The organism is Rhizobium sp. CG4, assembly GCF_023701965.1.
GTDB lineage: Bacteria > Pseudomonadota > Alphaproteobacteria > Rhizobiales > Rhizobiaceae > Agrobacterium.
Window position 1 is genome coordinate 834,114 of record NZ_JABAEG010000002.1, and the last position, 26,124, is coordinate 860,237.

Below are 26,124 nucleotides of genomic sequence, written 5' to 3' on the forward strand. Positions count from 1 at the left end.
ACCATGCCAAAGCGGGGTTGAGATGGAACATGTCTATGATGTCTACGAGGATCGCTGCCCCACCCGGATGGTGCTGGACAGGCTGGCCGACAAATGGGCGCTGTTGATCCTGGACCGGCTGCGCTCCAAGACCGTGCGCTTCAACCATCTGCGACGCGACATCAAAGGCATTTCGCAGAAGGTTCTGTCACAGACATTGAAAAAGCTGGAGCGTGACGGCCTCATCAACCGCGAGGTCTTCCCCACCGTCCCGGTGACCGTGGAATATTCACTGACACCGCTTGGGCTGACATTAAATGAAACCGTTGCGGCGCTGACCCATTGGGCGGAGGGCAATATAGAAGCGGTGCTTGCGGCGCAAAAAGCCTATGATGAAAATGCTGCCGAGAAAAACTGAGCGGTTCAGCGCGAAATACGGGTCGACAGAATAATCGACGACAGAGTTCGCTCGACCCCATCGATTGCGCCGATGCGATCAATCAGGCTGTCGAGGTCGGCAATGGATGGCGCTGCCAGAATAGCAATCAGATCAAAGGTGCCGCTGACAGAGTGTAGTGTCGTGACTTCGCTGATCGCGGCGAGTGCCGCCGTCACCGCCGGCAGGGATTTGGGCGCGATGGTAATCAGCACATGCGCCCGCACCAGCCCGCTGCGATAGGCATCCGACAGCCGAAGGCCGTAACCGGCAATCACCCCATCTGCTTCCAGACGCTCGATCCGGGCCTGTACCGTGGTGCGTGACAGGCCGAGTTTGCGCGCTAGTTCCGTCACCGGCATGCGGGCATTTTCACTCAACAGCGCCAGCAAAGCGCGATCCTTGTCGCTCACCGTCATATTGCGCAATCCTATGGGCATTATGAGTTATTTATTTGGTCTATATGAAACATATGCAGCTACGAATCGACAAGAAAAATCGTCATTCTGTTAAAAAATTGCATCATCCTGTGGGGAAATAAAAATGAAAAACATTGTCGTCGTTGGCGCTGGAAATATTGGCTCTGCCATTTCATGGATGCTGGCAGCCACAGGTGATTACCGGATTATCGTTGCGGATCGTTCTACAGAACAGTTGGCCAATGTGCCGGCTCATGAGCTGGTTGAAACCAAAGTCGTCGATATTACCAACCGTCCGGAACTTGAGGCCTTGCTCAAAGGCCAGTTCGCGGTGCTGTCTGCCGCACCGTTTCACCTGACCTCAGGTATCGCCGAAGCGGCGGTTGCAGTTGGCACACATTATCTCGATCTGACTGAAGACGTTGAATCCACCCGACGGGTCAAGGCACTGGCGGAAACCGCCAACACCGCGCTCATCCCGCAATGCGGGCTGGCACCCGGTTTCATCTCCATCGTGGCTGCCGATCTCGCGTCACGCTTCGACAAGCTGGATAGCGTGCGCATGCGGGTTGGTGCCCTTCCGCAATATCCGTCCAATGCGCTCAACTATAACCTGACCTGGAGCACCGACGGCCTGATCAACGAATATATCGAACAGTGTGAAGCGATTGTCGAAGGTCGCTTGACCGCCGTTCCTGCTTTGGAAGAGCGCGAAGAGTTTTCGCTGGATGGCGTGACCTATGAGGCGTTCAATACCTCGGGTGGCCTTGGCACACTGGCGGCGACGCTGGAAGGCAAGGTGCGCACCATGAACTACCGCACCATCCGTTACCCCGGCCATGTGTCGATCATGAAGGCGCTGCTAAACGACCTGAACCTACGCAACCGCCGCGAAGTGCTGAAGGACCTGTTTGAAAATGCCCTGCCTGCCACCATGCAGGATGTTGTGATTGTGTTCGTGACTGTTTGCGGCACGCGCGGTGGCCGCTTCCTTCAGGAAACCTATGCCAACAAGGTCTATGCTGGCGCCGTATCCGGCCGCATGATGAGCGCGATCCAGGTCACCACAGCCGCTGGCATCTGCACGGTGCTCGACCTTCTGGCCGATGGCACCCTGCCACAGAAGGGTTTCGTGAAGCAGGAGGAAGTTGCTCTGCCCAAATTCCTCAACAATCGCTTCGGCCATTATTATGCGCCGCATGACGGTTTGGCGAAGGTCGGCTAAAGCTCCACACTCGGGGGCGATCACGTCTCGCCCCCAGCCTGCTTGCGCTGGGCTTAAGTCCCGCAGAATGTCCTGAACACCCGCTCATGTCCCATTGGGGGCTGCATGTAGACGGAAAATTCCGGCAGTTCTTCAAACGGCTTGGCAATTGCCTTCAGCATGTCGTGGAAGGGTTCAAAGTCACCATCTTCAACCGCCACCGCAATCAGCTCCTCAATGCGATGGTTGCGCGGAATGATTGCCGGGTTGGTGGCGCGCATATTGATCACCCGTTCTTGCGGTGACGTAACTTCGCGCCCTGCCCGCTCTTTCCACCTCGCAAGCCACGTATCAATCGAATGCAGATCAATAAACATGCTGCGGAATGGTTCGACATTACCTTCGGCGGCATCGCACAGCCGACGAAAGGCGAGCGTGAAATCAACCTCGCCCAGCTTCATCTGCTCCAGCAAATCCTGCACCAGCGCTTCGTCATCATCCTCTTGATTGTCCAACCCAACCTTCTGGCGGAAACCGCTGAGCCAGCGCTGCGGGAAGGTTTGGGCAAAATCTGCCAGCACGCCATTGGCCATCTCGGCCGCTTTCTCGACATTCTCATCCAACAGCGGCAACAGGCACTCCGCCAGCCGGGCAATGTTCCACTGGGCGATGCCGGGCTGGTTGTTGTAGGCGTAACGCCCCTGCGCATCGATGGAAGAAAACACCTTCAGTGGCTGGTATTCATCGAGAAAGGCACAGGGGCCAAAGTCGATGGTTTCGCCTGACACTGCCATATTGTCAGTGTTCATCACGCCGTGAATGAAACCGACCATCAGCCAGCGTGCAATCAGTTCAAGCTGGCGTGCGGCAATGCCCTGCAGCATGGCAAGATACGGGTTTTCGGCCTGTCTGGCGTCTGGATAGTGGCGATCGATAACGTGATCGGCCAATGCCTTGATGGCCTCATTGTCTTCTCTGGCGGCAAAAAACTGGAATGTGCCGACGCGGATATGGCTTGCGGCAACGCGGGTAAAGACACCGCCCGGCAGACCTGTTTCACGCTGCACCCGCTCGCCTGTCGTCACAGCGGCAAGTGCGCGTGTGGCGGGAATGCCAAGCGCATACATGGCCTCTGATACGATATACTCTCGCAACACCGGTCCGAGCGCCGCGCGCCCGTCCCCTCGCCGAGAGAACGGCGTACGACCCGACCCTTTCAGCTGGATGTCGCGGCGTTTGCCTGAGGTGTCGACCACCTCACCCAACAGGATTGCACGACCATCCCCAAGCTGCGGCACGAAGCCGCCGAACTGGTGACCAGCATAGGCCATGGCCAGAGGCTCGGAGCCTTGTAGAATGGTGTTGCCGGAAAAAATCTGCGCCAGGCGGGCATCATCGGCATCGGCCAGATCAAGCCCCAGCTCCTCAGCGAGTGGCTTGTTGAAAGCAATAAGCTGCGGCGCTTTCACCTGCGTTGGCATGACCGCTGCGGTAAACCGTTCCGGCAAACGGGCATATGAATTATCAAATTGGGTCAAGGTTTCACTCCCTGCGTTTGCCTCTATATGGGGCTTGTCAGGCAAAGATGCGAGAGGATCTCATCCACACAGCGTCACGCAGCGGAAACGGTGACTGCACGCCGGCGAACAACCAGATACTCCCATATGGCGACCATCAAAAGCACGGCGGCACTGGCAATCTGCAACAGATAAAGCGGCAGGCCCGGCAGAAAGAGCAATCCGACCAAAATGGCAATGCCGACAAAATGCGACACTGGGCGCATATGGGCCGAGGCTATTTTCACGCCGATCGCTCCGGCCAGAAACAGGACCGGCCCACCGATGATGGCCAGTGTTTGGCGCAACGTTGCTTCGTCATGGCTATGCGACAGGCTGAAATCTTCACCCACAGCCGTCAATATGATGCCGGCGACAATTGGCAAATGACCGTAATTAAACAGGCTTTGGGCGATCTTTTCCGGTTCGGCAGCGCCATCCACCTTTTCGGACACCCGCTGCTGCGCATAATCAAAATAGATCCACCACATCAGCACCGTGCTGGAAAAGGCGCAGAAGAATACCAGGAATGTCAGACTGGAATTCATATGCTCCGATGCGGTGCGCCCGGTCGTCAGGATGGTTTCGCCGAGGCAGATGATGACGAAAAGGGCGCAGCGTTCAGCCAGATGTTCGCCCGACAGCCCGAGCTTTTCTTCACCACCGGTTTGAAGACCCGGTACGTAATATTTTACCAGTGGTCCTGCATATTCTACCACAATGGCAAGCGTCCACAGCACTATGCGCAGGTGTAGTTCGGCTAGTCCCCCAGCAAACCAGAACAGGCTTGAAAACACCAGCCACACCGCAATACGCGCAAAGATGCGATAATTCTCGTCATCAACGCCTTTGAACACATACAGTGCAAAACATGTTCTGCCAATCTGAATGGCGCTGTAGATGGCTGCAAACACCATGCCCTGTTCGGCAAAGGCTTCTGGGATGGCAATGGCCAGCAGTATGCCACCAAACATCATGGCAAACAGCAACAGCCTGACCACTTCCTTTTCAGTGTTCAGCAGGTTGGTCAGCCAGGTGGTGTTGATCCACAGCCACCATAAAGCAAAGATAAGGATTGCCGCCTCAATGAGGGCGGTCGTGCCGAAATCTTCGGCTAGCGTGTGCGATAACTGAATAAGTGCAAATACAAACACCAGATCAAAGAACAATTCAGGGAATGTCGCCTTGCCGCTTTCCTGATCATCACGTTTCAAAAGCCCAGCTTTTGCTGGCTCTTTCGCCTGTGTCTTTTTCATGATGTGCCCCCGCATACCGCCTGTCGTTTATTGCACTGCTGCGTCAGCCAGATCATTTCGTTCCAGCGTCGGGTTTTCCCTGCCGGGAAACTGCATGGCATTTGCTGGATCCGTGTAAAAACGCGGGCCGACAAGACGAACGCGCTTGCCTGCAACATCGGTGATGTAATGGACCTCACCCGAAGCGGCGGTCACAGCTTGGTTTTTCTGGGCCGGTGGGCTGACAGCTTTTATGGATTGAGACAAAGCGGGAAGTGAAGTGGCTGTGAGGGTGATTGCCGCAAGACTTATCGACAGCCAATTCATATCTGTTCTCCACACATGATGAGATTTCACGCATGAAGAACAGCAAAGGAAAAATTTTGTTCCATCGCCGGGATGAAGGCCGGCAAAGGATTTATCAGGACGCCTTTGGAAGAACGTCCAGGGACGGTTTGTTTTTCAGTTGCGGGATTTCGTTGAGCAGTTCGCTGACCTGATTTTTCGTCAAAGGTCGCGCCATCAGGAAGCCCTGAACCTCGTTACACTGATCAGCAGTCAGCATGACAAGCTGTTCGTTGGTTTCAACACCTTCAGCCGTGACGGACAGGCCAAGTGCCTTGCCGAGACCGAGGATGGCCTGAATGATCGAACGTGCACTATCGCTGGAATCGATGTCGGAGATAAAGCTGCGGTCGATCTTGATCACATCAAATGGGAAGTTGCGCAGGTAGCTCAGTGAGGAATATCCGGTTCCGAAATCGTCCATTGCGAGCTTTATGCCCAGCGCCTTCAAATCCCGCAGCACTTCATTGGCGCGCTCGGCATCCTCCAGCAGCACACCTTCGGTGATTTCAAGTTCCAGCAGATGGCCAGGCAAACCGCTTTCCAGCAGGCAGGATTTGACCTTGTCCACCAGCCCGGCATCTCGGAACTGAATGGGCGATACGTTGACGGAAACGCCGATGCTGTCCCATTGTGCAGCGGCATTGCAGGCGGTGCGCAATATCCATTCACCCAGCGGAACGATCAGACCGTTCTGTTCGGCAATGGAAATGAAGTCCATCGGGTTGATGCGACCATGTTCCGGGTGTGCCCAGCGAACCAGCGCTTCCACGCTGCGGATCGTTCTCTGGCGTGTATCAAATCGTGGCTGGTATTCGAGATAGAAGTCGCCCGCCGTCAGGCTGTGGCGCATGTCTTCGGCCAGCTGACGCTGGGTACTGATCTTCTCATTCATGTCGGATGCGAAAAAGCTGTAATGCCCGCGACCATTTTCCTTGGAGCGGTACAGGGCGGTGTCGGCCATCCGCAACAACTCATCCGGTGTCGTCGCATCGGTTGGCGCGATCGCAATACCGATTGACATGCCAATGCTCACCTCACCACCATCGTGACGGATCGGCTGAGTGACAGACTTGTAGAGATTTTTGCAGAATGGCTCGATCTCATCCATCGTCATACCAGGTGCGGCAATAACAAATTCGTCGCCTCCGATACGGGCAACAAGCTGGTCGTCTTTCAGCGCGCGGCGCATACGGTCTGCCACCTCGCCCAACACCCGGTCGCCGACATGGTGGCCATAGGTGTCGTTGACCGGCTTGAAGCGGTCGAGGTCGATGTAGAACACCACCATGCTGGCTTCCGGGCCACCAAGGCAGGCATTCATGAAGCTCGAAAGCTTGGCGCGGTTGGGCAGCGACGTTGCCGCATCATGGTTGGCCTGACGGCGAGCATCCTCAAAGGCTTCGGCCAGGGCAACATTCGAGCTGACATCGGTGGCGTATTTGATGACCTTTACCGGCTTGCCGTCGAGATCGAGAACGGGGTTATAAGAGGCCTGAATCCAGATTTCACGACCGTCCTTGCCTAGACGCTTATACATGCCCGAATGATAAGCACCTGTGCGCAGCAGATCCCAGAACTCAACATATTCTCGGCTGGCAGCAAATTCTTTTTCAACAAGCGTCGCGTGATGTTTGCCGTCCAGTTCATTGGCCTCATAACCAAACATCGACAGGAAGTTTTCATTGGCCTCGGCAACCGTGCCATCAAGGTTGAATACGACAACGCCCTGAGATCTATGGATCGCATTGATCTGACCGACATGATCGGCATGCATCATTTTGTCAGCGGTGACATCGGTCGCATATTTGACGATTTTAAACGGCTTACCGTTCATGTCGAGAATGGGATTGTAGGTTGCCTGCAGCCAGATCTCGCGACCATCCTTGCAGATGCGGCGATACTCACCCGCGCAATGATTGCCCTCTGACAGCTTTTTCCAGAAGGACTGGTAGTCCTCGGTTTTGGCATACTCTTCTTCGACAAACATGCTGTGGTGCATGCCGCGCACGTCGGAATAGCGGTAACCGGTGGCATCGAGGAAGTTTTCGTTGGCATCGATGATCGTGCCGTCGAGCTCGAAGGAAATCACACATTGCGCGTTGTGGATCGCAGCAATCTGGCCCTGATTATCGGCCTGCAACAAACGTTCATCAGTGACCACAGAGGCGTATTTCACCACCTTGACCGGCTGGCCATTGGTGTCGAAAATCGGATTGTAGGTCGCCTGCAACCAGACCTCCTTGCCGTCCTTGCCGATACGGCGGTACTGGCCGGAGCGATGGTGCCCCTTGCGAAGGTCCTGCCAAAAGGCGGCATATTCGCCGCTATGCGCATAAGACGGCTCAACGAAGATGCGGTGGTGACGTCCGCAAATTTCGTTTTCAGTATAGCCGGTGGCTTCCAGAAACAGGTCGTTGGCATCCAGAATGGTGCCGTACATATCAAAGGTTATGACAAGGTTCGACTTGTGGATGGCGGTAATCTGCCAGCTGTAATCGGCTTGACGCAGCTTTTGCTGGGTAATGTCTGTGGCGTATTTAACCACCTTTGTCGGACGTCCAGCAGGGTCTAGTACCGGGCTGTAAACCGCCTGCAGCCAGACTTCCTTGCCATCCTTGTTGATCCAGCGGCATTCCCCCACGCGGTGTGCGCCGCTGGACAGTTCCTTCCAGAAGGCTTTGTATTCTGTACTTTCTCGCTCTTCCTCTTGGATGAAAATTGAGTGGTGCTGGCCAAGTATCTCCTGTTCCTCATAACCCATGGCATTGAGGAAGATTTCATTGGCACTGAGAATAACGCCGTTCAGCGAGAAATGGGCAACGGCTTGCGTCTTGTTAATTGCGATGATCTGGCTACGCTCGTCCGCTTCGCGGGTCTGCTGCTCAGTCACATCCTCAACGATCTGCACGATTTCAGTGATATGGCCACCGTCGTTCTGCAGGGGCACATAACGCGAATGTAGCCAGATTTCATGCCCGCCATTTGTGATGCAGAGCGAACGCTTTTCAACGAACTTGCCAGCGCGCAGATCTTCCCAGATCGCGTTCTGTTCTGTGCGCTCGTAACTTTTGGACAGGAACATGGTTTCCTGCTGACCAATCAGGTCAGGTAATTCATATCCGGTGATGCGCAAAAACCTGTGATTTGCAGCCTTGATCCTGCCATCCGGTGAGTACCGAACCGTAGCAAAAACCTGATTAAGCGCACGTAACTCGGCATGCACTTCAGAGGTTTTATTAGTAATGACAGACATTTGTTCTACCGGATAAAAGTGAAATTTCGGCACCTTTATAGTCCATGACTATCTAAACAAATGTAAACCCTTGTATCTCCACGATAAGTTCAACTTCTAAGTTAATGAAACATCTATTATGTGCCGCAAACATAGCGTCGTGGTTGCGGCAATATGCGCGCGCTGAAACCACGTGGCCTTTTTCTTGCTGAACTTTTGCGCCTTAGTTTCGTTGTCAAAGGTTAGACACAGACGAGAAAGGACGCCGAATGAACGACACATCCTTGCCCATCGAAGCAGAGAGCGCCATTCGCACCATCCACCTCGATCTTCCTGTCAACACGACATTCCACATATGGCTGAAGGCCAAAAAAGAAGATGAGGCAGGTGCCGTTGCGTTTTCCAATGCCAATGGGAAATTTGCGGAAGTTTCCAGTTCCAATACCGACGAATATTCATTTCGTATCTACCAGATTTTCGGCGGCGGCCATGTGGAACTGAACTATGACACGGCGCTAACGGCCGTTTCGGTTATCTACTGGTTTACTGCCTCCGACGTACTGGAAACCGGCATTACCGTGGTTCACACCAAGCCGGACAATGCTGCACCCGACATATCAGGCAGCTATCATTTCCGCCCACCGTTCGGCTGGATGAACGACCCCAACGGTTTTGGTCGTTTTGAAGGGCGACCGCACCTGTTTTATCAGCATTATTCACACGGGCTTCACTGGAATACCATGCATTGGGGCCACGCGGTTTCATCCGATTACCTCCGCTGGCGGCATCTGCCGATCTTCCTGTTCCCATCCGAGGAGCTGGCCGCGAAACCCGACAAGCGTGGCGGGGCCTTTTCCGGCACCACCATTCCGCTTGCCGAAGGACCGGGCATTCGTGTGTTTTTCACCGAGCAGGAGCTGGGGCGCGAGCCTGAACAGCAGATCCAGCTGACTGCCACCTCACATGATCTGATCATGGCCGGACAGGCCGACGTTATTCTCGCCACTCGCCCCGCCAATGAAGGTCTGACGCCCGACTTTCGAGACCCATATGTGTTCAGGGGACCGGATGGCATCTGGAAAATGCTGCTTGGTAGCCAGAGCGATCAGGGCGGCGTTATCCTGCTTTATGAAACGCAGGATCCGACCGCCGCCTCCGACTGGACCTATGTCGGTAAATTGCTGATCGAGACCCGCTACAAGACAACGGCCATCGAGTGTCCATGCCTGTTGCCACTGGATGGGCCGGTGACCGGGCGTGCCACGCGCTGGGTACTGATTTATGGCCTGATGCACAGCGAGGATGCGCAGACCGGTCGCAAGAACCTGACCATGGCCGATGTCGGCTGGTTCGACGGAAAAACCTTCATCAAGTCCTTCGGTCAGGAACTGGATTTTGGCACCGACAATTATGCGTTTCAGGCCTTTCTGGATGGCGATATCGCCGTTGGTATCGGCTGGTTGGCCAACTGGTGTGATGCAAGCCCGGAAATCGATTTCCCCACCGCCATGACATTGCCAAGGCGACTGCATCTTGCCGGTGATGCCTTGTTAACCCCACCGATTGGTGCGGCTGAAAGCTTGCGCAGTCATATCCTTGACCGCACCCGTTTGGCGGCTGGTGAACGCGTGACATTTCTCAGCGGCGCCATCGAACTGCTTTTCGAAACATCGGAAGCCGGTAGCCACTTCGATCTGGAACTTGAACACCCCACCTTGCGCCTCGGCGTCGTGTGCGATGACACCGGTCTGTGGATCCGCCATGAGGATAAAAATGGTGCTCCATCCCCACATTATTTGGCACGGGATGCGAGACCATCCCGCTTTCGTATTTTCCTCGATTTCGGCTCGATTGAAGTGTTCGCCGACAGAGGACGCTGGGTCGGCACAAAACGGATCGACGGCTTTGCCCCCGTCAGTTCCGCATTGCTACACGCGCCTACTGGTTCTGTACAACATGCAACCGTTTGGGCACTCAAACCGTAGTCTTCTAAATTTCATCCACCCTGCATTGAATTAGATTGCGCGACAATAACTTCTGATTATTATCCTCGCCAGATGCGTAAATGGCGGGGGCGCTAGTTTGTATCATTCCATTCGTTCGTTGATATCGGTCGCGGCTCTATCAGCCCTTGCTTTTCCAGCTTTCGGCGCTGATTTCAACGCAGAGCGCATGGCCCCTGAACGCGAATGGGCCGTGATAGTCAGCCCTTATGCTTGGGCGGCCAGTCTGAACGGTGACGGTTCACTGGCCGGCTTCGACACTGATGTTGACGTGCCCTTCTCGGATGTTCTCAAACATCTCGACTTCGTCGTTATGGGCAATGTCGAAATCACCAATGGCCTTTGGGGCGTCTATTTCGATGCGCAACATGTGCGTACCAGTCAGGACGAGCAGTTGCTGGCCAACGAACTCGATCTTGGTATCAAGACCACTTCCTTGAGTGCCGGTGCCTTTTTCAAGGCCTATGAAGCTGAGCTGGGTGGTCAGACTGTTTTCAACCGCCCACGCACCATTTCGATTGAACCGACCGCTGGCATTCGCTGGACCAAGCTGGAAGGTACTGTGCATTTTCTGGGTCTGAGCGCCAAAAAAAGTGCCGACTGGGTTGATCCCTTCATCGGTCTGCGCGTCAATGCCGACCTTACCGATCGCTGGAACCTGTTTAGCTCGGTGGATGTTGGCGGGTTTGATGTCGGATCGAAATTCACCATCAACGCACAATCCTATCTCGGTTATCGCACCACATTGTTTGGTAAACCGACGATCCTGCGGGCCGGATATCGCGTGCTGCATCAGGACTATGAAAACGACGACTTTACCGGTGCCAACAAGTTCCGCTGGAACGTAACGCAGCACGGGCCTGTCGTCGGTTTTTCCATGCGCTTTTGAATGTCCTGATACCAGGCTCCAAGCAGAGGAAATCTCCCATGAAAGCCAGACGCCTTAACGTTTCAAAATCATTGGTCGCCCTTGCCTTCGCCAGCGTTTTCACACTTCAGACCACTGCCGAAGCCTGCACACGCGTTGTCTATCTCGGTCCAAATGACAACATCATCACTGCCCGCTCCATGGACTGGAAAAATGACGTTGCGACCAATCTTTGGGTACTGCCGCGCGGCATAGAACGAACAGGTGAAACCGGCCCCAACTCCATAAAATGGAAAGCCAAATATGGCAGCGTGGTCGCCACGGGCTACGATGTCTCCACGACCGATGGCATCAATGAAATGGGTCTGAACGCCAACCTGCTGTGGCTTGCGGAATCGGAATACCCGGTGCTCGACAAAAAAAAGCCCGGGCTGACAATCGCCGCCTGGGCGCAATATGTGCTGGATAACTTTGCCACCGTTGCCGAAGCTGTCGAAGCACTGGAAAAAGAACCCTTCACCGTTGTGACCGACAACGTGCCTGGCGAAAACCGGCTGACCACGCTTCACCTGTCGATATCCGACGCCAGCGGCGACAGCGCCATTGTCGAATATATCAAGGGCAAGCAGGTCATTCATCACAACCGTGATTACCAGGTCATGACGAATTCTCCTCAATTCGAGCAACAGCTGGCACTCAACGCCTATTGGAAGAGCATTGGTGGCACCACGATGCTGCCAGGCACCAACCGTGCGGCGGACCGTTTTGCCCGCGCCTCGTTTTACGTAAACGCCATTCCGAAGGAAGAAGATCCCAACCGGGCACTTGCCAGCGTATTCAGTGTGATCCGCAATGCCTCGGTGCCGTTTGGCATCAACACGCCGGAAGAACCCAATATTTCCTCCACCCGTTGGCGGGTGGTGACAGATCACAAACGCAAGCTTTATTTCTTCGAATCGGCACTGACTCCAAATACTTTTTGGGTCGATTTGAAGAAACTAGATTTTGCGGAAAACACCGGCAAAGTCCTGAAGCTCGATCTGGGACCGGATCAGGACCATACCTATTCTGGCGAAACCAGCGGTGAATTCAAGGAAAGCCCTGCCTTCAAATTCCTCGGCATACCGCAATGACAGCTGATCGGGTCGACATTACCGGCGTTGGCTCGTTTATGGACCTCAAATCATCGAAAATTCACGTGACGAGATTTCGCTTTTCTGCTTGATGCGTGTGCATGAACGCATATCTCGCACTTGGCATTGCCATCGTCTCGGAAGTCATCGCCACGGCTGCCCTAAAGGCGTCGCATGGCTTTAGCCAATTGGTACCGTCACTCATTGTGGTGGTCGGTTATGGTGCCGCGTTTTATTTCCTGTCGATCACACTGAAAACCATCCCTGTCGGCGTGGCCTATGCCATCTGGTCCGGCACCGGCATTGTGCTGATCTCCATTATCGGTTGGGTTCTGATGGGCCAGAAGCTGGATCTGCCGGCGATTATCGGTATTGCGCTCATCATGGCTGGCGTCATCACCATCAATGTCTGGTCTTCAACAGGCCATTGATGGCGACGTGAAAGATCTGGCGGCTGTCACGCTGCCTTTTCAGGGCTGTAGCCAGCCTCGCGAATGGCCTCTTCTGCGGCCTGCGCATTTCCTGTGACAGACACGCTGTGTGTCGAAAGATCGACGCTGACCACTGCATCCGGCAGCACATCTGCCAGCGCGCCACGCACGGTCTTTTCACAGTGGCCGCAGGTCATGTCCGGCACATGGAATGTTACCGTATCGCTCATGATATTTCCTTTCATGCTGTTTCAGTTTTTATGACGGTGAGATGGGTTGGATGGCAGCACATCAAACCCGGCGAGATCATCGAGGATCGGGCAATCGGGCCTGTGGTCGCCACCGCAGCAATGGGCAAGGTGTGACAGGGTCGTCACCATGCTTTTCATTTCTGCGATCTTGTGTTCAAGATCGGCGATATGCGAGAGCGCAATTTCCTTCACGGCACTGCTTTCGCGGCTCTTGTCCTGCCAGAGTTTTAGCAGCGTTTCGGTCTCCTCCAGTGAAAAGCCGAGCGTTCTCGACCGCTTGATGAAGCGCAGGTTGTGAATATCCTGCTCGCCATACACGCGGTAATTATTGCCTGTTCGCTCTGCCGGATGGATGAGGCCGATCTGCTCATAATAACGGATCATCTTGGCAGAGACGCCGGAGGCTAATGAAGCTTGTCCGATATTCATGCGGCATGGGTTCCCTGTTGAGACATGTCATGGTGCGAAACCCTGACTGTTTTCAGTCGCAACGCATTGACCACCACAAAGACACTGGAGAGCGCCATGGCACCCGCACCCAGCATTGGTGACAATAGAATGCCAAAGGACGGGTAAAGCACGCCTGCCGCCACCGGCACCAGCGCAACGTTGTACCCAAAGGCCCAGAACAGGTTTTCCTTGATGTTGCGAATGGTCGCGCGGCTCATTTCAATGGCATTGACCACGCCGGTCAGGTCGCCACCCACCAACACCACATCGGCACTTTCGATTGCAACGTCTGTACCGGTACCAATGGCAAGGCCGATGTCGGCTTCGGCAAGGGCTGGAGCGTCATTGATGCCATCACCAACAAAGGCAAGCGTCTTACCGCCCTGACGCAGATCATGGATGGCCTTGACCTTGCCCTCTGGCAACACTTCCGCCACGACACGGGTAATGCCAACCTGGCGGGCAATCGCCTTGGCGGTGCGCTCATTGTCGCCGGTCACCATGACAACCTCAACGCCCATATCCTGCAGCGCCCTGATGGCAGTGACACTGGTTGGCTTCAGCGGATCGGCAACAGCAATGATCGCAGCCAATTGGCCATCGACTGCCGCGTAAAGCGGGCTCTTGCCCTCGTCGCCCAGACGGTTGGCAACCTCCGTAAAGACGTCAACGGCAAGCCCGAGCTTTTTCATGAAACGATCAGCACCGACCTCAACCTTGCGGCCGGAGACTGTTGCCGCAATGCCGTAACCCGTTACGCTCTCAAAACTCTGTGCAGCTTCTACGACACCCAAATCCCGGTCTTTGGCAGCCTTGACGATCGCCTCTGCAATCGGATGCTCGGAGCGCGCCTCTACGGCGGCAACCAAAGCCAGCACCTCGTTATCGGCAAACCCTTCCGCGACGACAAGATCGGTCAGTTCCGGGCTTCCCTTGGTCACGGTACCGGTCTTGTCGACAACGACGATTTCGGCAGAACGCAAGGCTTGCAGGGCATCCCCCTTGCGGAACAGCACACCAAGCTCAGCTGCCCTGCCGGTTCCAACCATGATGGATGTCGGGGTTGCCAGGCCCATGGCGCATGGGCAAGCAATGATCAGCACCGCCACGGCATTGACCAGAGCGTAGGTGTAGGCCGGTGACGGACCAAAGGTCAGCCAGACAAAGAAGGTGATGATGGCAATGGCGATGATCACTGGCACGAACAAGGCCGTGACCCGGTCGACCAGCAACTGGATTGGCAGTTTGGAACCCTGGGCCTCTTCAACCATGCGGATGATTTGCGCCAGCATGGTATCGCCGCCAACCTTGGTCGCCTTGAACTTGAAACCGCCTGTCTTGTTGATCGTGCCGCCGATCACCGCTGCGCCGACTGTTTTTTCAACCGGCACCGGTTCGCCCGAAATCATCGATTCGTCCACGAAGGAAGTGCCCTCAACCACCTCACCATCAACGGCAATACGCTCGCCAGGGCGAATGATGATGACATCACCCAGCACCACGTCATCAGGAGAAATCTCAATTTCCTGACCTTCACGTTCAACACGTGCGGTTTTGGCTTGCAGGCTGGCAAGTTTACGAATGGCATCGCCGGTTTTGCCGCTGGCACGTGCCTCCAGCAAGCGCCCCGTCAGAATGAGCACCACGATAACGGTGGCCGCCTCGTAATAAACGAACTGCGCCTCGTAGGGCAGCAGATCAGGCGCAAAGGTCACAAACACCGAATAGGCGTAGGCAGCCAGGACACCCAGCGACACCAACGAGTTCATCTCCGGTGCGCCATGCAACAATGCCGGAATGCCCGCCTTCAGGAAACGCCAGCCAGGGCCAAAGATGACCACGGTCGCCAGCGCGAAATAGATGTAATAGAGTGTCTGTGTTTCAATGACGCCCATCAGCCAGTGATGGAATGGCTCGTAGATATGGCCAGTCATTTCGAGAATAAACAGCGGCAAAGTCAGCGCGCCACCAATCAACAGGTCACGCTTTAAGGACGCCTCGCTGCCAACATGGTGCATGTGGTCATGGCCACCATGGGAGGGATGATCACCCGCCGTATCACTGGTATGGCCAGCATGTGCGTGGCCCGCATGGGCATGATGTGCCGTACCCGATACAACCTTCGTTTTGAAACCGGCCGCATTGGCCGTTTGCAACAGAGTGTCGCGCTCGTGACGCCCGCCAATCGTCTCGATATGGGCAGCGCCCTGTTCAGCATCGACGTGAACATTGACCACGGTCGCAACAGCTTCCAGCACCGATTTAAGACGTTCGGCTTCCTGAGGATTGTTCAATCCTTCGAAATTCAGCTCAAGATGGTTCGGGGTTACCTCATAACCCATTTTTTTCACGGCAGCGGCCAGTGCCTTGGCCGAAAAACCGTCGCCAGGTTCAACGGTCAGTTTCTTGGTGGCAAAGTTGACGGAACTGGCTGCAACGCCTGGCACCTTCGCGGCGGCTGTTTCCACCCGGCGCACGCAGGAGGCGCATGTCATACCTTCAACGGGAACGGAAACCGGCTCAGCGGAGTGGATGTGTTTAATGGTCTCGTTCATGGGAACCCCTTTTTGAAATCCCCCGGATGTCAGATGGATCTCGTAATCAAAACGGCGCATGTCAGCGCAACCGTCTTTCGCTGAACCCTATGTAGGGCTTCCCATCATGGTAAGGTCAAGGGACGGTGTTGTTTTTTATTGAAGCGTGGCAAAACACTGCCAGCACTCGCGTAAATCTCAATAAAAATAGCCGCTTAGTGGATGCGCTTGCCGTGCTCAGCTGTCGAAGGGTGTTGTGAGAGAGGATGGTGCGTATCAGTTTTTCTGTGCCAGCCACACTGTTGCGCCACCGCATTGCGGATCTTCCACCCTGTGGTGCAGTACTCGAAATCCGTTGTCATGTAGTAGCTGGCGATACTCTTCTGCAGAAAGGCTGGCGTGATAAAGCGGCCTGCCCTGCCACGCACCTATCACCTCGCCAGCGGTCGGCCCCGAGGTAAAGATCAGTGCGGCGCCGGATTTTGCGTGGCTGGCAAAACGCGGAAACATAAAGCGCTGGTCATCCGGCGTCAGGTGGAAAAAGCTGTGCCAGGCAATCAGGCCATCAAATTGCTTCTCTATATCAAGCTGACGCATATCTTCTACGTGCCAGCAGTGCTTTGGAAAACGCGAGCGGCACAACGCAATCAATTCTTCGGACGCATCAATACCGGTCAGAGCGCAACCGCGCTCGATGCAATAGCGCGCTATAGGTTCGCCCGAACCACAGCCGATATCAAGAATATGCGATGAGGCAGGCGTGAGAGACAGGAAGCGATCAAACCACGGCGCTTCCCGCATGTCTTTGCCACGCGACTGATCAAACTCCGCGGCGTGTGCACGGTAGAGATCAATGACGGTTTCACTGATCTCCTTGCCGTTGTTTTTGGTGTCAGGGGCGCTCAGGCGCGTTTTCTCCCACCCGAAGCGGCCAGTCGACCACGTGGTCCTCGAAATCATCCACGTCGACGTCAAGTTCGCTCACGGTGCGGTCACGTGCCGAAATACCGGCAATGTGAACAGTTTCCTTGTCTCCAGACACCAGCGGATGCCACCAGTAGAGGTCGTCACCGTCACGCACCAGCCGGTAACCGCAGGTCGGAGGCAGCCAACCGATTTCATCTACCAGTTCCGGGGTCAGCTGGATGCATTCTGGCACCGTTGCGCGACGATTGGGGTAATCGCTGCACTGGCAGGAATGGCCATCCAGCAACTGACATCGCACGGAGGTGAATACCACGTCGCCGGTGTCCCAGTCTTCCAGCTTGTTAAGACAGCACAGGCCGCAGCCGTCACAGAGGCTTTCCCACTCCTGTGTCGTCATTTCCTCCAGCGATTTCGTTTTCCAGAACGGAAGGTCACTCATTATTCATCATTCCATTTCATCATCGCGCGCCATCGCCGGATTTTGCCACCTCGTCAAGCATCGAGATATGCGGTATTTCTTATCTACAGGGGCCGATGCAGAGGAATGACCCGCGCAAGCTCAATGCGTCAAGCATTCCTTTCAGACCCGAACAGGACATGGTCGCGACGTGCAGGAAGACAAGAACATAAATAAACCGCTCAAACGCAAGCGCCACATTCTCTTGCGAATCGATTCATGGATCGATTCCAGCTTGTGGACCGCCGGGTTCCGCCTCGTTGACCTCTGGGAAGAAGTAACAATCTTTTCGCGGAAATTCCATGTCGAGGGTTGGAAAAAACATCTTATCAACCTCACAGGCAATGCGCTGACGCTTGGAGCCGCCGGTTCCGTGCTGTTGCTGACGCTTGCCATGCCTGCCTTTGAAGAAACCAAAAAAGACTGGCGATATCGTGGCGACTTCGCCGTTACATTTTTGGACCGTTACGGCAATACAATTGGCCATCGTGGCATTATCCATGAAGACTCAGTGCCAATTGATGAACTGCCCGACCATTTCATCAAGGCGGTTCTGGCAACGGAAGACCGTCGCTTCTTTGAACATTTCGGTATCGACTTTATAGGTCTTGCCCGTGCCATGAGCGAAAACGCCCGCGCAGGCGGCGTTGTCCAAGGCGGTTCAACGCTGACCCAGCAGTTGGCCAAGAACCTGTTTTTGACCAATGAGCGGTCGCTGGAACGCAAGGTCAAGGAAGCTTTCCTCGCCCTTTGGCTTGAAGCCAACATGTCGAAAAAAGAAATCCTCAGCCTCTATCTTGACCGCGCCTATATGGGCGGCGGCACCTTTGGTGCGGCAGCGGCCTCGCAGTTCTACTTCGGGAAGAACCTGAGCGACGTCACACTGGCGGAATCCGCCATGCTGGCCGGCCTGTTCAAGGCACCGGCGAAATACGCCCCGCATGCCAACCTGCCTGCGGCACGCGCGCGTGCCAACCAGGTTCTGTCCAACCTTGTTCAAGGCGGCCTGATGACTGAAGGTCAGGTTATTGGTGCGCGCCGCAACCCGGCAACGGTAATCGACCGTGCCGAGGTCAAGACCCCCGACTACTTCCTCGACTGGGCCTTCGACGAGGTGCAGAAACTTTCGGCATCCGGCAAATTCAAGGATCACACTGTCGTGGTACGCACCACGGTTGATACCGGATTGCAAAGTGTCGCCGAGCAGTCGATGGAATCCAGTCTTCGCGAATATGGCGAAGGCTACCGTGTCAAACAGGGTGCAATGGTGATGATCGAAAACGGTGGCGCCGTGCGTGCCATGGTCGGCGGTCGTGACTATGGCGAAAGCCAGTTCAACCGGGCCACCAATGCGCTTCGCCAGCCCGGTTCGTCCTTCAAGGTCTATACCTATGCCGCCACAATGGAAAAGGGTTACAAGCCGGAGACGTTGATTTCCGATGCGCCTGTGACCTGGCGCGGCTGGTCGCCACAGAATTATGGCCGCTCTTACGCCGGCAAGGTGACGCTGGAAACCGCTCTGGCCAAGTCCTACAACACCGTACCGGTACGCCTCGCCAAGGACGTGCTCGGCACCAAGGTCATTGTCGATACGGCAAAGGCGATGGGTGTGATGACCCCGCTGCGCGAAGACAAGACCATTCCGCTTGGCACGTCGGAAGTGACCGTTCTTGACCAGGCCACCGGTTACGCAGTTTTCCCGGCAGACGGCATGCAGTCGCGTCGCCATGGCATCGAACAGGTGCTCGATTACGAAGGCAATGTGCTCTACGATTTCGAACGCGACGAACCACCTGCCCGCCGTGTCTTGAGCGAAGAAGCCAATTCCAAAATGAACCGCATGCTGGTGACTATTCCGGTCAATGGTACAGCCCGCCGTGGCGCACTGGACAACGGCATTGTCAGCGGCGGCAAGACCGGCACATCGCAGTCTTACCGCGACGCCTGGTATGTAGGCTTTACCGGCAACTACACCACCGCCGTATGGTTTGGTAATGACGATTTCTCTCCGATGAACAACATGACCGGCGGTGCCTTGCCTGCGATGACATTCAAGCGCCTGATGGATTATGCCCATCAGGGCATGGAGCTCCGCCCCATACCCGGCATTCAGAACCCGCTTCCATCCGGCTCGCGTCCGGAACCGGCGGCAGGGGCTGCCAATGTGGCCAGTGCGACAGAAAACATGCCGGTATTCGTGCGTCCCCGTTCGCTTTCGACCGAAGCAACTCGCATCATTCGTGACATGAGCAAGCGCTTCAAGGATGCACCTGCACTGTCGCTATCGGTGCAAAAGGTCGCGGGTATCGACACTCCATCCACTTCAACCAAAGAGCAGAATTGAACCAAAGCGGGGCATGACACAAACTCTGCATTTCCCAAATCGGGAATCAGTGATACCCCTCTAATGCATCGGAGCGGGGACGAGCACGATGCTCGGCAAGCACGATATGCAGATTCAATAGATTAGAATGCCCTTGATGTGTTTTGAAAACACGGCGGCGCTCTAACATTTGCAGGGGCATACCGGCACCGGTTTTGCCCGGGAAGCAAACGACACAACAGGCTGGAGCCGGTCTGAGGCAGGTAAACCAGACAGGCTCCCAGCCTCCGTAGACTGACTTTATACTCGCGGTAAACCATGGCGCGGTTCGGAACAGGAAATATACAAGTGCTAAGGGTTCCCTTTCTTGTCGCCATCATGCTGGTCATCGCTTTTGGTGGCGGCATTGTCTCGACATTAGCGGCGCTGGAAGCGACCTCCGGTTTCGGTTCCATCCGGATCGGCCAATGGGACGCTTTCCCGGAAGCCCAGACAGTCAATGCCGATCCCTATGCCAAATCTCACCGCGCAGACGCTGGCAAGTTGCTGTACGGCACCGCCGAGGGCCTGGCCTTCACCGCGACAGTCGACAATCAAGGCAACAGACTGGTCGGTGGCTGCCGATACAATATCGAGGGCGTGACACCACCTGCCCGCTTCTGGACGCTTTACGCTGCCGATATGCAGGGCAATCTGCTGGACGACGGCAGCGGACGGCCAGCGGCGCTGAATTCACGGACACTTTTGCGCGGTCCTGAAGGTGATATCGATATCGCTGTCGCCTCGACCGCCCAGACATTCAACTGGCTGGCCATTCCCGCAAACGGCGAGTTCAAGCTGGTGTTGACACTGCTCGACACACCGGCGGCGGGCAGTTCCGGTCTTATCGATCTGACCATGCCAAGCATTATCCGGACGGGGTGTGGCAATGCTTAGGATCGCACTGGCAATCTTTACCGGCCTGATCGGTGCGGCCCTGCTGCACCTCATCATCGTGCTGGCTGTTCCGCATTTTAGCAATCGTGATGCCTACACGCGCTCATTGGCCGAAGGGCCCGCCAACGCGTTTCATCTGTTGAAGGATACGCGTGACAAGGCAGCATTTGGCAGTGGCGACCCGTTCATGAAGGTGGCCGTCTGCACCTTTGACATTGAAGAGATGCCCTTGCGGTTGACCGCCTTCGGCAATGTCCCGTTCTGGTCTATAGCCATTTACGACAGCGCATCCAACGAAGTGTTCAGCATGAATGACCGCACATCGGCCGAAGGTGTGATGGATATTCTGGTGGCGACACCGGTGCAGCTTTCAACAATTCGCAAAGCGCAGCCTGCAGCACTGGCACAGGCCATTCTGACATCATCTGTTCAAACAGAGGGATATGCGGTTTTGCGGACAATGACACCGCAGAGCAGCTTCGTTCAGGAAGCCGAGACATTTCTGGATCAGGCGAAATGCGAGCCATTTCAATGGCAATAATGGCACCTAGCGGATATTGACCCGCTACCTGCATGTTAACTGATGCGGCCCATCAGGATTTGGCGGCTTTTCCTGGCTGGACAGGGCGACCGTTGGTCGTTGTGGGTGCCGGCGTTTCCGGTTCCGTCGTGCGGCGTTCATAACGCACGCCAGTGAAAAACAGGATTTGCGCCGGGCCGTTGATGGCTGGGCTGTTTTTCGCTTTTACACCATGGAAAGAGCGATCATTCGCACTGTCCAGTTTGATAATGTCTGCCATGCTCCTCTCCTTCGCTGCATCATTCATTGACCTTTGGCACACTCATGGGCACTTGAGTCAACATTATGAAGAAGGCGGTAAGTCAGGCTCATTATCTGCGGTCACACTGACATTCTAAAACGCCTTCTACACTCGGTATTCGAACCACTGCATAGTATGCGATCAAGCCACATTATGGTTAACAGATAGTTAATGCTAATTTGGACGCAACTGTGCGGATATCCACAGGCCGGCCCCTAAAATCTCGTAGTAGATCAACAAGATTTTATTAATCTTACAACCACGGGCCCTAATTTGAACAACCCAAGATTTAGGCGATTTATGCCGTTGTAATGAAATAGTTTTTTCTCACGCCATTTTTTGACACCCCAAAATTTGGGGGCGAAATCCGTTTATCAGCGTTTGACGGAATAAGGTTCAGTGTTCTCTATAGGATTCAGCCGTCATGACGACGGTTAGGGCCCGCATTTCATAGCAAAACTATGGTGCGGGTTCCGCATTTTCAGATGCTGCGCTTTGTTCGCCATTTCCTGCCCTCCCTGATTTTTCCGCAATTTTCCACAGCAACTTTCATGCTCGCTGAAAAACTTGGCACGCAGCCCCCCATAGTTAACAGGACGTCAACGCATTTGTTCTAAATCTACACAATATTGCGTTTGCGTAAGTTGTATTGGGTGCGCTTTGGACGACCGGTTTCGAGAACTTGAAAGGCCTACGGCCATGCGGAAGAAAGATGTCGTGCTGATGGCTACGGTCACAAGCTTCGAGACACTTGCACATCCATCGAAGTCGGAATTGCGCCAGTTTGCAGAGCTTTTCATGCCTTTGTTTGCCGCTTCGACCGATGAGGCACGGCGCCAGGCCATTGCAGCCCTGTCTCAACATCCCGACATTCCGGCACCGGTGGCATTTTTTATTGCCAGCCAGCCGATTTCGATTTCCGCACCGTTTCTGATTTCTTCGAAATCTCTCAATGACGAAACGCTGATCACCATTGCCCGGACGCAAGGGCGTGCCCACGCGCGCGCCATTGTGCGCAGAGAATCTCTCTCGCCAACCGTCATAGATGCCCTGGTCGGCATTGGCCATTCGCAGTCCGCCTCGCAGCCCGTGGAAACGGCAAAGGCAGCGGACGCGCAGGCCGTTCAGGCCGCACCTGTGCCTTCCGAAATCATCGATGTACCGCCAAGCAATCCGTCGCGTGAGGAAGAACTTCGCCAGCAGATCAAGACCATGGCTCGGCAGGTCAGCCGTCCATCCGACGATGTGCTGGGTCTTCGCCGCCTGAGCGACATTCAGGAAGCCTTGCTGGTGCGCTTTGCCCGTGAGCGGGATGCCCGGCAGTTTTCTGCCGCCCTTGCAAACACACTTTCGGCCAGCCACTGGCTTGCAGAGCGCATCATGCTGGATATTTCCGGCGTGCAGTTGGCAACAACCCTCAAGGGGCTGGGTATGAACGCGTCAGACGCGATATTCGTACTACAGGGCTTCTATCCGCATCTTAGCCAGAAGACTGGTGACATCAGCCGGGCTGAAGGCATCTTGTACAAGCTTGACGCGATTGCCTGTGAACAACGTATCGAAAGCTGGCGCCGTGCCGACAGCTATACGTTCCAGCCCAAGGATGCGGACAAGCAGAAGCGGTTTGGCTGACACGACCAGTCAGCATGTTTCTCAGATATCGCCGTTCACGACTGTAAACAGGTCACTGGCGTTTTCCGTTTCAATTTCCACCAGCCAGAGATCGCTGTCAAAGCGACTCTCCTTCTCGATGACAGCGGCAACCGCCGCTGCATCCTGCCGCCGCAGACGTACCTCGAAGCGGCGCCCTGCGTCGCTTTCCTCACTGTCAGAGAACACCTGTGGCGCCGGGCCAAAGAGCGTTTCGGAGCCATCACGAAATCGCTGGCGGATAAAGATCGCGCCCGCCTCTTCCGCGCCGCGTTTTTCAACGGCTGCGAAATCACCAGTGGCAAATACCCGCCGAATGAGCGCGGCGACAAAGATATCCGATTTCAACCGCATTTAGGGTGTCCTGCTTGAATGGAGAGGCGGCCCTGTTACAGGGCGCCGATATCCTTCAGCTTCTTCAATACCGCCTCGCTTGGTTCGCCTGTTTCAGGCAGGCGGTAATGTTTTTCAAAGTGGCGGATCGCCGTGCGGGTCTGCTGCCCAAGCATGCCGTCCACGGTCACATTGGCATAGGCGATGTTGACCAGACCCTGCTGGATCTTGGCGACGAGCTCATTATTGACAGGCTTGATGGCGGCATTCTGCGCCGTCGCATTGACCGGTGACGGCTTGGCATTTTCCGATTTGCGGATTGCCGCTGCGACGGGGTCAATCGCGACGCCCTGATTGCCGGCGCTCTCGTTCGGGCGATCTCTGGGAATTGCCGATACGGTCGAACCATCGATTTTCAGTGCAGCGAGAACGCGCGTGGTCGGCTCACCGGTTTGCGTCATGCCAACGGTTTCTTCAAAGAACAAGATTGCCGCAGTGGTACGTGGACCGATCTTGCCGTCAGCTTTGCCATCATAGAGACCCCGGCGGGCCAGTTCCTGCTGGATCTCGGCTACGAGTTGCGAAGGCACCTGGGATGGCTGACCATCGGACACCTGTGTCGAGGCCTGCGATGCGCCGTCCGGCGGCTGGCTGCCGTCCTGCTGATCTCCTGCGTCACCCGGCGCGCGCTCAATACGGAATGTCGTTACATCGCCCGTGGCATCGAGTGGCTGTGCAACGCGATAGCCGGCAATGCCGTTGGGATTGACTTCGTCACGGGTTCTGAGAAACGGCGACGGATGCACACCCGGCTGGTACCAGAGCGCGTTTGCGGACACGAAACCGAAGACAATCGTAAAGGCGGCGACACCGGCGACAAGGCGCGGATGTTGACCGAGCTGATACCCCACCTGGCGCCCCACAGCGCCAATAGCCAGAGAAACGACACCCGGCTCACGGCGGGCTGGTTTCCTCTCAGGCGATTTTCGCTTTCGCGGTGCCATTTACACTTCCCTCTTTCATAACTTCCACAGAAGCGATCTGCCGAAGACGTGGCGGAAATTCGACCATGCGTTCGGTTTCATCGTTCTGTGCACAGCCAATTGCGCCTGAACCGTCAATTGGCAATGTAACCGTTACAATTGTTCCTTCACCCGGACGGCTGGCAATAGCAAAACGACCGCCATGCAGACCAACCAGTCCCTTGACCAGCGAAAGACCAAGCCCCGTGCCCTCATAGCGACGGGTATATTCGTTCTGAACCTGCATGAAAGGCTGGCCCAGCAAATCGATCTTGTCAGCGGCAATACCGATGCCGGTATCGCTGACAGAGATTTTCAGCGTGTTGCCCTCGCGGGCCGCATCCATGCTGACGACGCCACCGGCATCGGTGAATTTGAGTGCGTTGCCTGTCAGGTTGATGAGAACCTGCTGAATGGCACGCTGGTCTGCAACCACATCACCAAGATCGCGCTGGACGCGGCTGGTCAGAGTGACGCCCTTTTCCTTGGCCTGCAGACCAAGCATGGCTTCGCAGGTCGAAATCGATTCGCCTATATTGAACGGCTCCATCAGCAGCTCGTAACGACCGGCTTCCAGCTTGCTCATGTCCAGCATGGTATTGACCACAGACAGGAGATGCGCACCGGACTGGCGGATCAGCGCAACATATTCGCGCTGGCGATCATTTTCGAACTTGCCGAAATATTCACCTGCAAGGATATCCGAAAAACCAAGGACGGCATTGAGCGGCGTGCGCAGCTCATGGCTGACGGCGGCCAGAAAACGCGACTTGGCGTCATTAGCCGATTCGGCCTCGGCGACCTTGCGTGCCACTTCACCGCGCAAAACTTCCTTTTCGGTCGTATCACGCAGCTGGCCAATGACCCGCAGAAGTTCACCACTCGGCTCGCGAACCGCCGTCATATCCATGCGGGTATGCAGGAACTGATCGGCACCACGGCTAAGAGACGATTGTTCGAAACGCAGCTCGACAGACGACTGCTCCGCACCCTGGCGCAGGCAATCCAGCGCCTGTGCAAAGGCAATACGGTCCGTCACATGAATACGCTCGGCAAACATATAACCGGCGCAATCCTTGACGCTCTTTGGAAAGGCGTCGATGTCGCGACCGGCAACATTTTGCACCATGCCCAGCTCGTCAAAAAAGATAACCACGCCAGGAACATAGGCAGCGAGCGCATCCAGCTTGACCGGCTGGTTTGCCACAGTTGCAGCGGAGGATACCGGACGGCGCACACCCAGATATACGGCAATGACAATAAGGAAGCTTGCCAGCACGATGGCTGCCCCTGCCGGAAGCGCAATTGCTGGACTGACAAACAGGCTCAAAATGGTCGGCACGACAAACAGTGCACACAGGCTGAAAGCCATGAACCGGCGCAGCACCGGCACTCTGGCGGTCCGCTGCACGGCATCTTCTTCCATGCGCGCAAGCCACGTGCTTGCGACATGATCAATGCCTGCAACCGCTCTATCAGCAATGTTACTCAATACCTGCACACCAAAACCCTAAAACGGTCTTCTCGAGGCCGGAGAATAGGTCTTGGCACTTAAAGAAAGGATAAAGACATGGGT

At 55.4% G+C, this 26,124-nt stretch carries 24 protein-coding genes; 10 read left to right on the forward strand and 14 right to left on the reverse strand.

Annotated elements, in window-relative coordinates; genetic code table 11:
• Positions 1 to 22: 22 nt before the first annotated feature.
• Positions 23 to 397, forward strand: a complete 375-nt coding sequence (locus HGO37_RS09175) for a winged helix-turn-helix transcriptional regulator (RefSeq protein WP_250983039.1) — start codon at positions 23 to 25, stop codon at positions 395 to 397.
• A gap of 5 nt (positions 398 to 402) precedes the next feature.
• Here the strand turns inward: HGO37_RS09175 and HGO37_RS09180 are convergent, their stop codons facing one another.
• Positions 403 to 834 carry an Lrp/AsnC family transcriptional regulator gene (locus tag HGO37_RS09180; protein ID WP_192487324.1) on the reverse strand — a complete coding sequence of 144 codons (432 nt, stop codon included), beginning with the start codon at positions 832 to 834 and terminating at the stop codon, positions 403 to 405.
• A gap of 124 nt (positions 835 to 958) precedes the next feature.
• Between HGO37_RS09180 and HGO37_RS09185 the strand changes: the two genes are divergently transcribed.
• Positions 959 to 2,059, forward strand: coding sequence for a saccharopine dehydrogenase family protein (locus tag HGO37_RS09185; RefSeq protein ID WP_250983040.1), 1,101 nt, complete (start codon positions 959 to 961; stop codon positions 2,057 to 2,059).
• Positions 2,060 to 2,112: 53 nt separating this feature from the next.
• Here the strand turns inward: HGO37_RS09185 and HGO37_RS09190 are convergent, their stop codons facing one another.
• The 4 genes from HGO37_RS09190 to HGO37_RS09205 all read right to left on the reverse strand — a co-directional run bounded on the left by HGO37_RS09190 (position 2,113) and on the right by HGO37_RS09205 (position 8,430).
• Positions 2,113 to 3,576 (reverse strand): protein adenylyltransferase SelO, encoded by a 1,464-nt coding sequence (locus tag HGO37_RS09190; protein ID WP_285200494.1) that lies wholly within the window; start codon positions 3,574 to 3,576, stop codon positions 2,113 to 2,115.
• Positions 3,577 to 3,650: 74 nt separating this feature from the next.
• Positions 3,651 to 4,850 (reverse strand): low temperature requirement protein A, encoded by a 1,200-nt coding sequence (locus tag HGO37_RS09195; RefSeq protein WP_250983041.1) that lies wholly within the window; start codon positions 4,848 to 4,850, stop codon positions 3,651 to 3,653.
• Between the two features lie 27 nt (positions 4,851 to 4,877).
• Positions 4,878 to 5,156, reverse strand: coding sequence for a hypothetical protein (locus tag HGO37_RS09200; protein ID WP_250983042.1), 279 nt, complete (start codon positions 5,154 to 5,156; stop codon positions 4,878 to 4,880).
• Between the two features lie 94 nt (positions 5,157 to 5,250).
• The gene (locus HGO37_RS09205; protein ID WP_250983043.1) at positions 5,251 to 8,430 is read right to left on the reverse strand and encodes a bifunctional diguanylate cyclase/phosphodiesterase; all 3,180 of its coding nucleotides are present in this window, start codon (positions 8,428 to 8,430) and stop codon (positions 5,251 to 5,253) included.
• Positions 8,431 to 8,678: 248 nt separating this feature from the next.
• Here HGO37_RS09205 and HGO37_RS09210 point away from each other — a divergent pair, with 248 nt between their 5' ends.
• The 4 genes from HGO37_RS09210 to HGO37_RS09225 all read left to right on the forward strand — a co-directional run bounded on the left by HGO37_RS09210 (position 8,679) and on the right by HGO37_RS09225 (position 12,844).
• Positions 8,679 to 10,394: a glycoside hydrolase family 32 protein gene (locus tag HGO37_RS09210; RefSeq protein ID WP_250983044.1), complete on the forward strand. Its 1,716-nt coding sequence runs from the start codon at positions 8,679 to 8,681 to the stop codon at positions 10,392 to 10,394.
• A gap of 187 nt (positions 10,395 to 10,581) precedes the next feature.
• Positions 10,582 to 11,301, forward strand: coding sequence for a porin family protein (locus HGO37_RS09215; protein WP_250983045.1), 720 nt, complete (start codon positions 10,582 to 10,584; stop codon positions 11,299 to 11,301).
• A 38-nt stretch (positions 11,302 to 11,339) separates the two neighbouring features.
• A complete protein-coding gene (locus HGO37_RS09220; RefSeq protein ID WP_250983046.1) occupies positions 11,340 to 12,413 on the forward strand; it encodes a linear amide C-N hydrolase in 1,074 nt (357 codons plus the stop codon).
• A 101-nt stretch (positions 12,414 to 12,514) separates the two neighbouring features.
• A complete protein-coding gene (locus HGO37_RS09225) occupies positions 12,515 to 12,844 on the forward strand; it encodes a DMT family transporter (protein ID WP_192487316.1) in 330 nt (109 codons plus the stop codon).
• 26 nt (positions 12,845 to 12,870) lie between these two features.
• On the opposite strand, the gene HGO37_RS09230 is transcribed toward HGO37_RS09225, so the two are convergent.
• The 5 genes from HGO37_RS09230 to HGO37_RS09250 form a co-directional block, all read right to left on the reverse strand.
• A complete protein-coding gene (locus HGO37_RS09230) occupies positions 12,871 to 13,074 on the reverse strand; it encodes a heavy-metal-associated domain-containing protein (RefSeq protein ID WP_250983047.1) in 204 nt (67 codons plus the stop codon).
• Between the two features lie 21 nt (positions 13,075 to 13,095).
• Positions 13,096 to 13,524 carry a Cu(I)-responsive transcriptional regulator gene (cueR, locus tag HGO37_RS09235; protein WP_250983048.1) on the reverse strand — a complete coding sequence of 143 codons (429 nt, stop codon included), beginning with the start codon at positions 13,522 to 13,524 and terminating at the stop codon, positions 13,096 to 13,098.
• Positions 13,521 to 16,100 carry a heavy metal translocating P-type ATPase gene (locus HGO37_RS09240; protein ID WP_250983049.1) on the reverse strand — a complete coding sequence of 860 codons (2,580 nt, stop codon included), beginning with the start codon at positions 16,098 to 16,100 and terminating at the stop codon, positions 13,521 to 13,523. Before HGO37_RS09240 ends, cueR begins: the two co-directional genes overlap by 4 nt.
• Before the next feature lie 255 nt (positions 16,101 to 16,355).
• Positions 16,356 to 17,039 (reverse strand): class I SAM-dependent DNA methyltransferase, encoded by a 684-nt coding sequence (locus HGO37_RS09245; protein ID WP_250983050.1) that lies wholly within the window; start codon positions 17,037 to 17,039, stop codon positions 16,356 to 16,358.
• A complete protein-coding gene (locus tag HGO37_RS09250) occupies positions 16,972 to 17,445 on the reverse strand; it encodes a YcgN family cysteine cluster protein (RefSeq protein ID WP_192487311.1) in 474 nt (157 codons plus the stop codon). The genes HGO37_RS09245 and HGO37_RS09250 overlap by 68 nt, the downstream gene beginning before the upstream one ends.
• 169 nt (positions 17,446 to 17,614) lie before the next feature.
• Between HGO37_RS09250 and HGO37_RS09255 the strand changes: the two genes are divergently transcribed.
• The 3 genes from HGO37_RS09255 (at position 17,615) to HGO37_RS09265 (ending at position 21,263) form a co-directional block, all read left to right on the forward strand.
• Positions 17,615 to 19,807 (forward strand): transglycosylase domain-containing protein, encoded by a 2,193-nt coding sequence (locus HGO37_RS09255; RefSeq protein WP_250983051.1) that lies wholly within the window; start codon positions 17,615 to 17,617, stop codon positions 19,805 to 19,807.
• A gap of 327 nt (positions 19,808 to 20,134) precedes the next feature.
• Positions 20,135 to 20,722 (forward strand): DUF1214 domain-containing protein, encoded by a 588-nt coding sequence (locus HGO37_RS09260; RefSeq protein ID WP_250983052.1) that lies wholly within the window; start codon positions 20,135 to 20,137, stop codon positions 20,720 to 20,722.
• Positions 20,715 to 21,263 (forward strand): DUF1254 domain-containing protein, encoded by a 549-nt coding sequence (locus HGO37_RS09265; RefSeq protein ID WP_250983053.1) that lies wholly within the window; start codon positions 20,715 to 20,717, stop codon positions 21,261 to 21,263. The genes HGO37_RS09260 and HGO37_RS09265 overlap by 8 nt, the downstream gene beginning before the upstream one ends.
• A gap of 52 nt (positions 21,264 to 21,315) precedes the next feature.
• On the opposite strand, the gene HGO37_RS09270 is transcribed toward HGO37_RS09265, so the two are convergent.
• Positions 21,316 to 21,522 carry a hypothetical protein gene (locus HGO37_RS09270; protein ID WP_250983054.1) on the reverse strand — a complete coding sequence of 69 codons (207 nt, stop codon included), beginning with the start codon at positions 21,520 to 21,522 and terminating at the stop codon, positions 21,316 to 21,318.
• Between the two features lie 720 nt (positions 21,523 to 22,242).
• On the opposite strand from HGO37_RS09270, the gene HGO37_RS09275 reads away from it, so the two are divergent.
• On the forward strand, positions 22,243 to 23,175 hold the full coding sequence (locus tag HGO37_RS09275; protein WP_250983055.1) for a DUF2336 domain-containing protein: 933 nt from the start codon (positions 22,243 to 22,245) through the stop codon (positions 23,173 to 23,175).
• Between the two features lie 21 nt (positions 23,176 to 23,196).
• On the opposite strand, the gene HGO37_RS09280 is transcribed toward HGO37_RS09275, so the two are convergent.
• Genes HGO37_RS09280 through HGO37_RS09290 form a run of 3 tightly spaced genes read right to left on the reverse strand, consistent with a single transcriptional unit; the run spans position 23,197 to position 26,031 of the window.
• Complete coding sequence (locus HGO37_RS09280; protein ID WP_250983056.1) at positions 23,197 to 23,547, reverse strand: DUF1491 family protein; 351 nt, start codon at positions 23,545 to 23,547, stop codon at positions 23,197 to 23,199.
• A 35-nt stretch (positions 23,548 to 23,582) separates the two neighbouring features.
• Positions 23,583 to 24,530: a peptidoglycan-binding domain-containing protein gene (locus HGO37_RS09285; protein WP_250983057.1), complete on the reverse strand. Its 948-nt coding sequence runs from the start codon at positions 24,528 to 24,530 to the stop codon at positions 23,583 to 23,585.
• A complete protein-coding gene (locus HGO37_RS09290) occupies positions 24,502 to 26,031 on the reverse strand; it encodes a sensor histidine kinase (RefSeq protein WP_250983252.1) in 1,530 nt (509 codons plus the stop codon). Before HGO37_RS09290 ends, HGO37_RS09285 begins: the two co-directional genes overlap by 29 nt.
• Between the last annotated feature and the right edge of the window lie 93 nt (positions 26,032 to 26,124).

Bases quoted from the DNA above. Each gene is read 5' to 3' on its own strand.
- HGO37_RS09280 (WP_250983056.1), bottom strand. From the start codon at position 23,547: ATGCGGTTGAAATCGGATATCTTTGTCGCCGCGCTCATTCGGCGGGTA.
- HGO37_RS09270 (WP_250983054.1), bottom strand. From the start codon at position 21,522: ATGGCAGACATTATCAAACTGGACAGTGCGAATGATCGCTCTTTCCAT.
- HGO37_RS09180 (WP_192487324.1), bottom strand. From the start codon at position 834: ATGACGGTGAGCGACAAGGATCGCGCTTTGCTGGCGCTGTTGAGTGAA.
- HGO37_RS09210 (WP_250983044.1), top strand. From the start codon at position 8,679: ATGAACGACACATCCTTGCCCATCGAAGCAGAGAGCGCCATTCGCACC.
- HGO37_RS09200 (WP_250983042.1), bottom strand. From the start codon at position 5,156: ATGAATTGGCTGTCGATAAGTCTTGCGGCAATCACCCTCACAGCCACT.
- HGO37_RS09205 (WP_250983043.1), bottom strand. From the start codon at position 8,430: ATGTCTGTCATTACTAATAAAACCTCTGAAGTGCATGCCGAGTTACGT.
- HGO37_RS09230 (WP_250983047.1), bottom strand. From the start codon at position 13,074: ATGAGCGATACGGTAACATTCCATGTGCCGGACATGACCTGCGGCCAC.
- HGO37_RS09265 (WP_250983053.1), top strand. From the start codon at position 20,715: ATGCTTAGGATCGCACTGGCAATCTTTACCGGCCTGATCGGTGCGGCC.
- HGO37_RS09245 (WP_250983050.1), bottom strand. From the start codon at position 17,039: ATGATTTCGAGGACCACGTGGTCGACTGGCCGCTTCGGGTGGGAGAAA.
- HGO37_RS09185 (WP_250983040.1), top strand. From the start codon at position 959: ATGAAAAACATTGTCGTCGTTGGCGCTGGAAATATTGGCTCTGCCATT.
- HGO37_RS09215 (WP_250983045.1), top strand. From the start codon at position 10,582: ATGGCCCCTGAACGCGAATGGGCCGTGATAGTCAGCCCTTATGCTTGG.
- HGO37_RS09195 (WP_250983041.1), bottom strand. From the start codon at position 4,850: ATGAAAAAGACACAGGCGAAAGAGCCAGCAAAAGCTGGGCTTTTGAAA.
- HGO37_RS09250 (WP_192487311.1), bottom strand. From the start codon at position 17,445: ATGAGTGACCTTCCGTTCTGGAAAACGAAATCGCTGGAGGAAATGACG.
- HGO37_RS09285 (WP_250983057.1), bottom strand. From the start codon at position 24,530: ATGGCACCGCGAAAGCGAAAATCGCCTGAGAGGAAACCAGCCCGCCGT.
- cueR (WP_250983048.1), bottom strand. From the start codon at position 13,524: ATGAATATCGGACAAGCTTCATTAGCCTCCGGCGTCTCTGCCAAGATG.
- HGO37_RS09225 (WP_192487316.1), top strand. From the start codon at position 12,515: ATGAACGCATATCTCGCACTTGGCATTGCCATCGTCTCGGAAGTCATC.
- HGO37_RS09275 (WP_250983055.1), top strand. From the start codon at position 22,243: ATGCGGAAGAAAGATGTCGTGCTGATGGCTACGGTCACAAGCTTCGAG.
- HGO37_RS09175 (WP_250983039.1), top strand. From the start codon at position 23: ATGGAACATGTCTATGATGTCTACGAGGATCGCTGCCCCACCCGGATG.
- HGO37_RS09220 (WP_250983046.1), top strand. From the start codon at position 11,340: ATGAAAGCCAGACGCCTTAACGTTTCAAAATCATTGGTCGCCCTTGCC.
- HGO37_RS09240 (WP_250983049.1), bottom strand. From the start codon at position 16,100: ATGAACGAGACCATTAAACACATCCACTCCGCTGAGCCGGTTTCCGTT.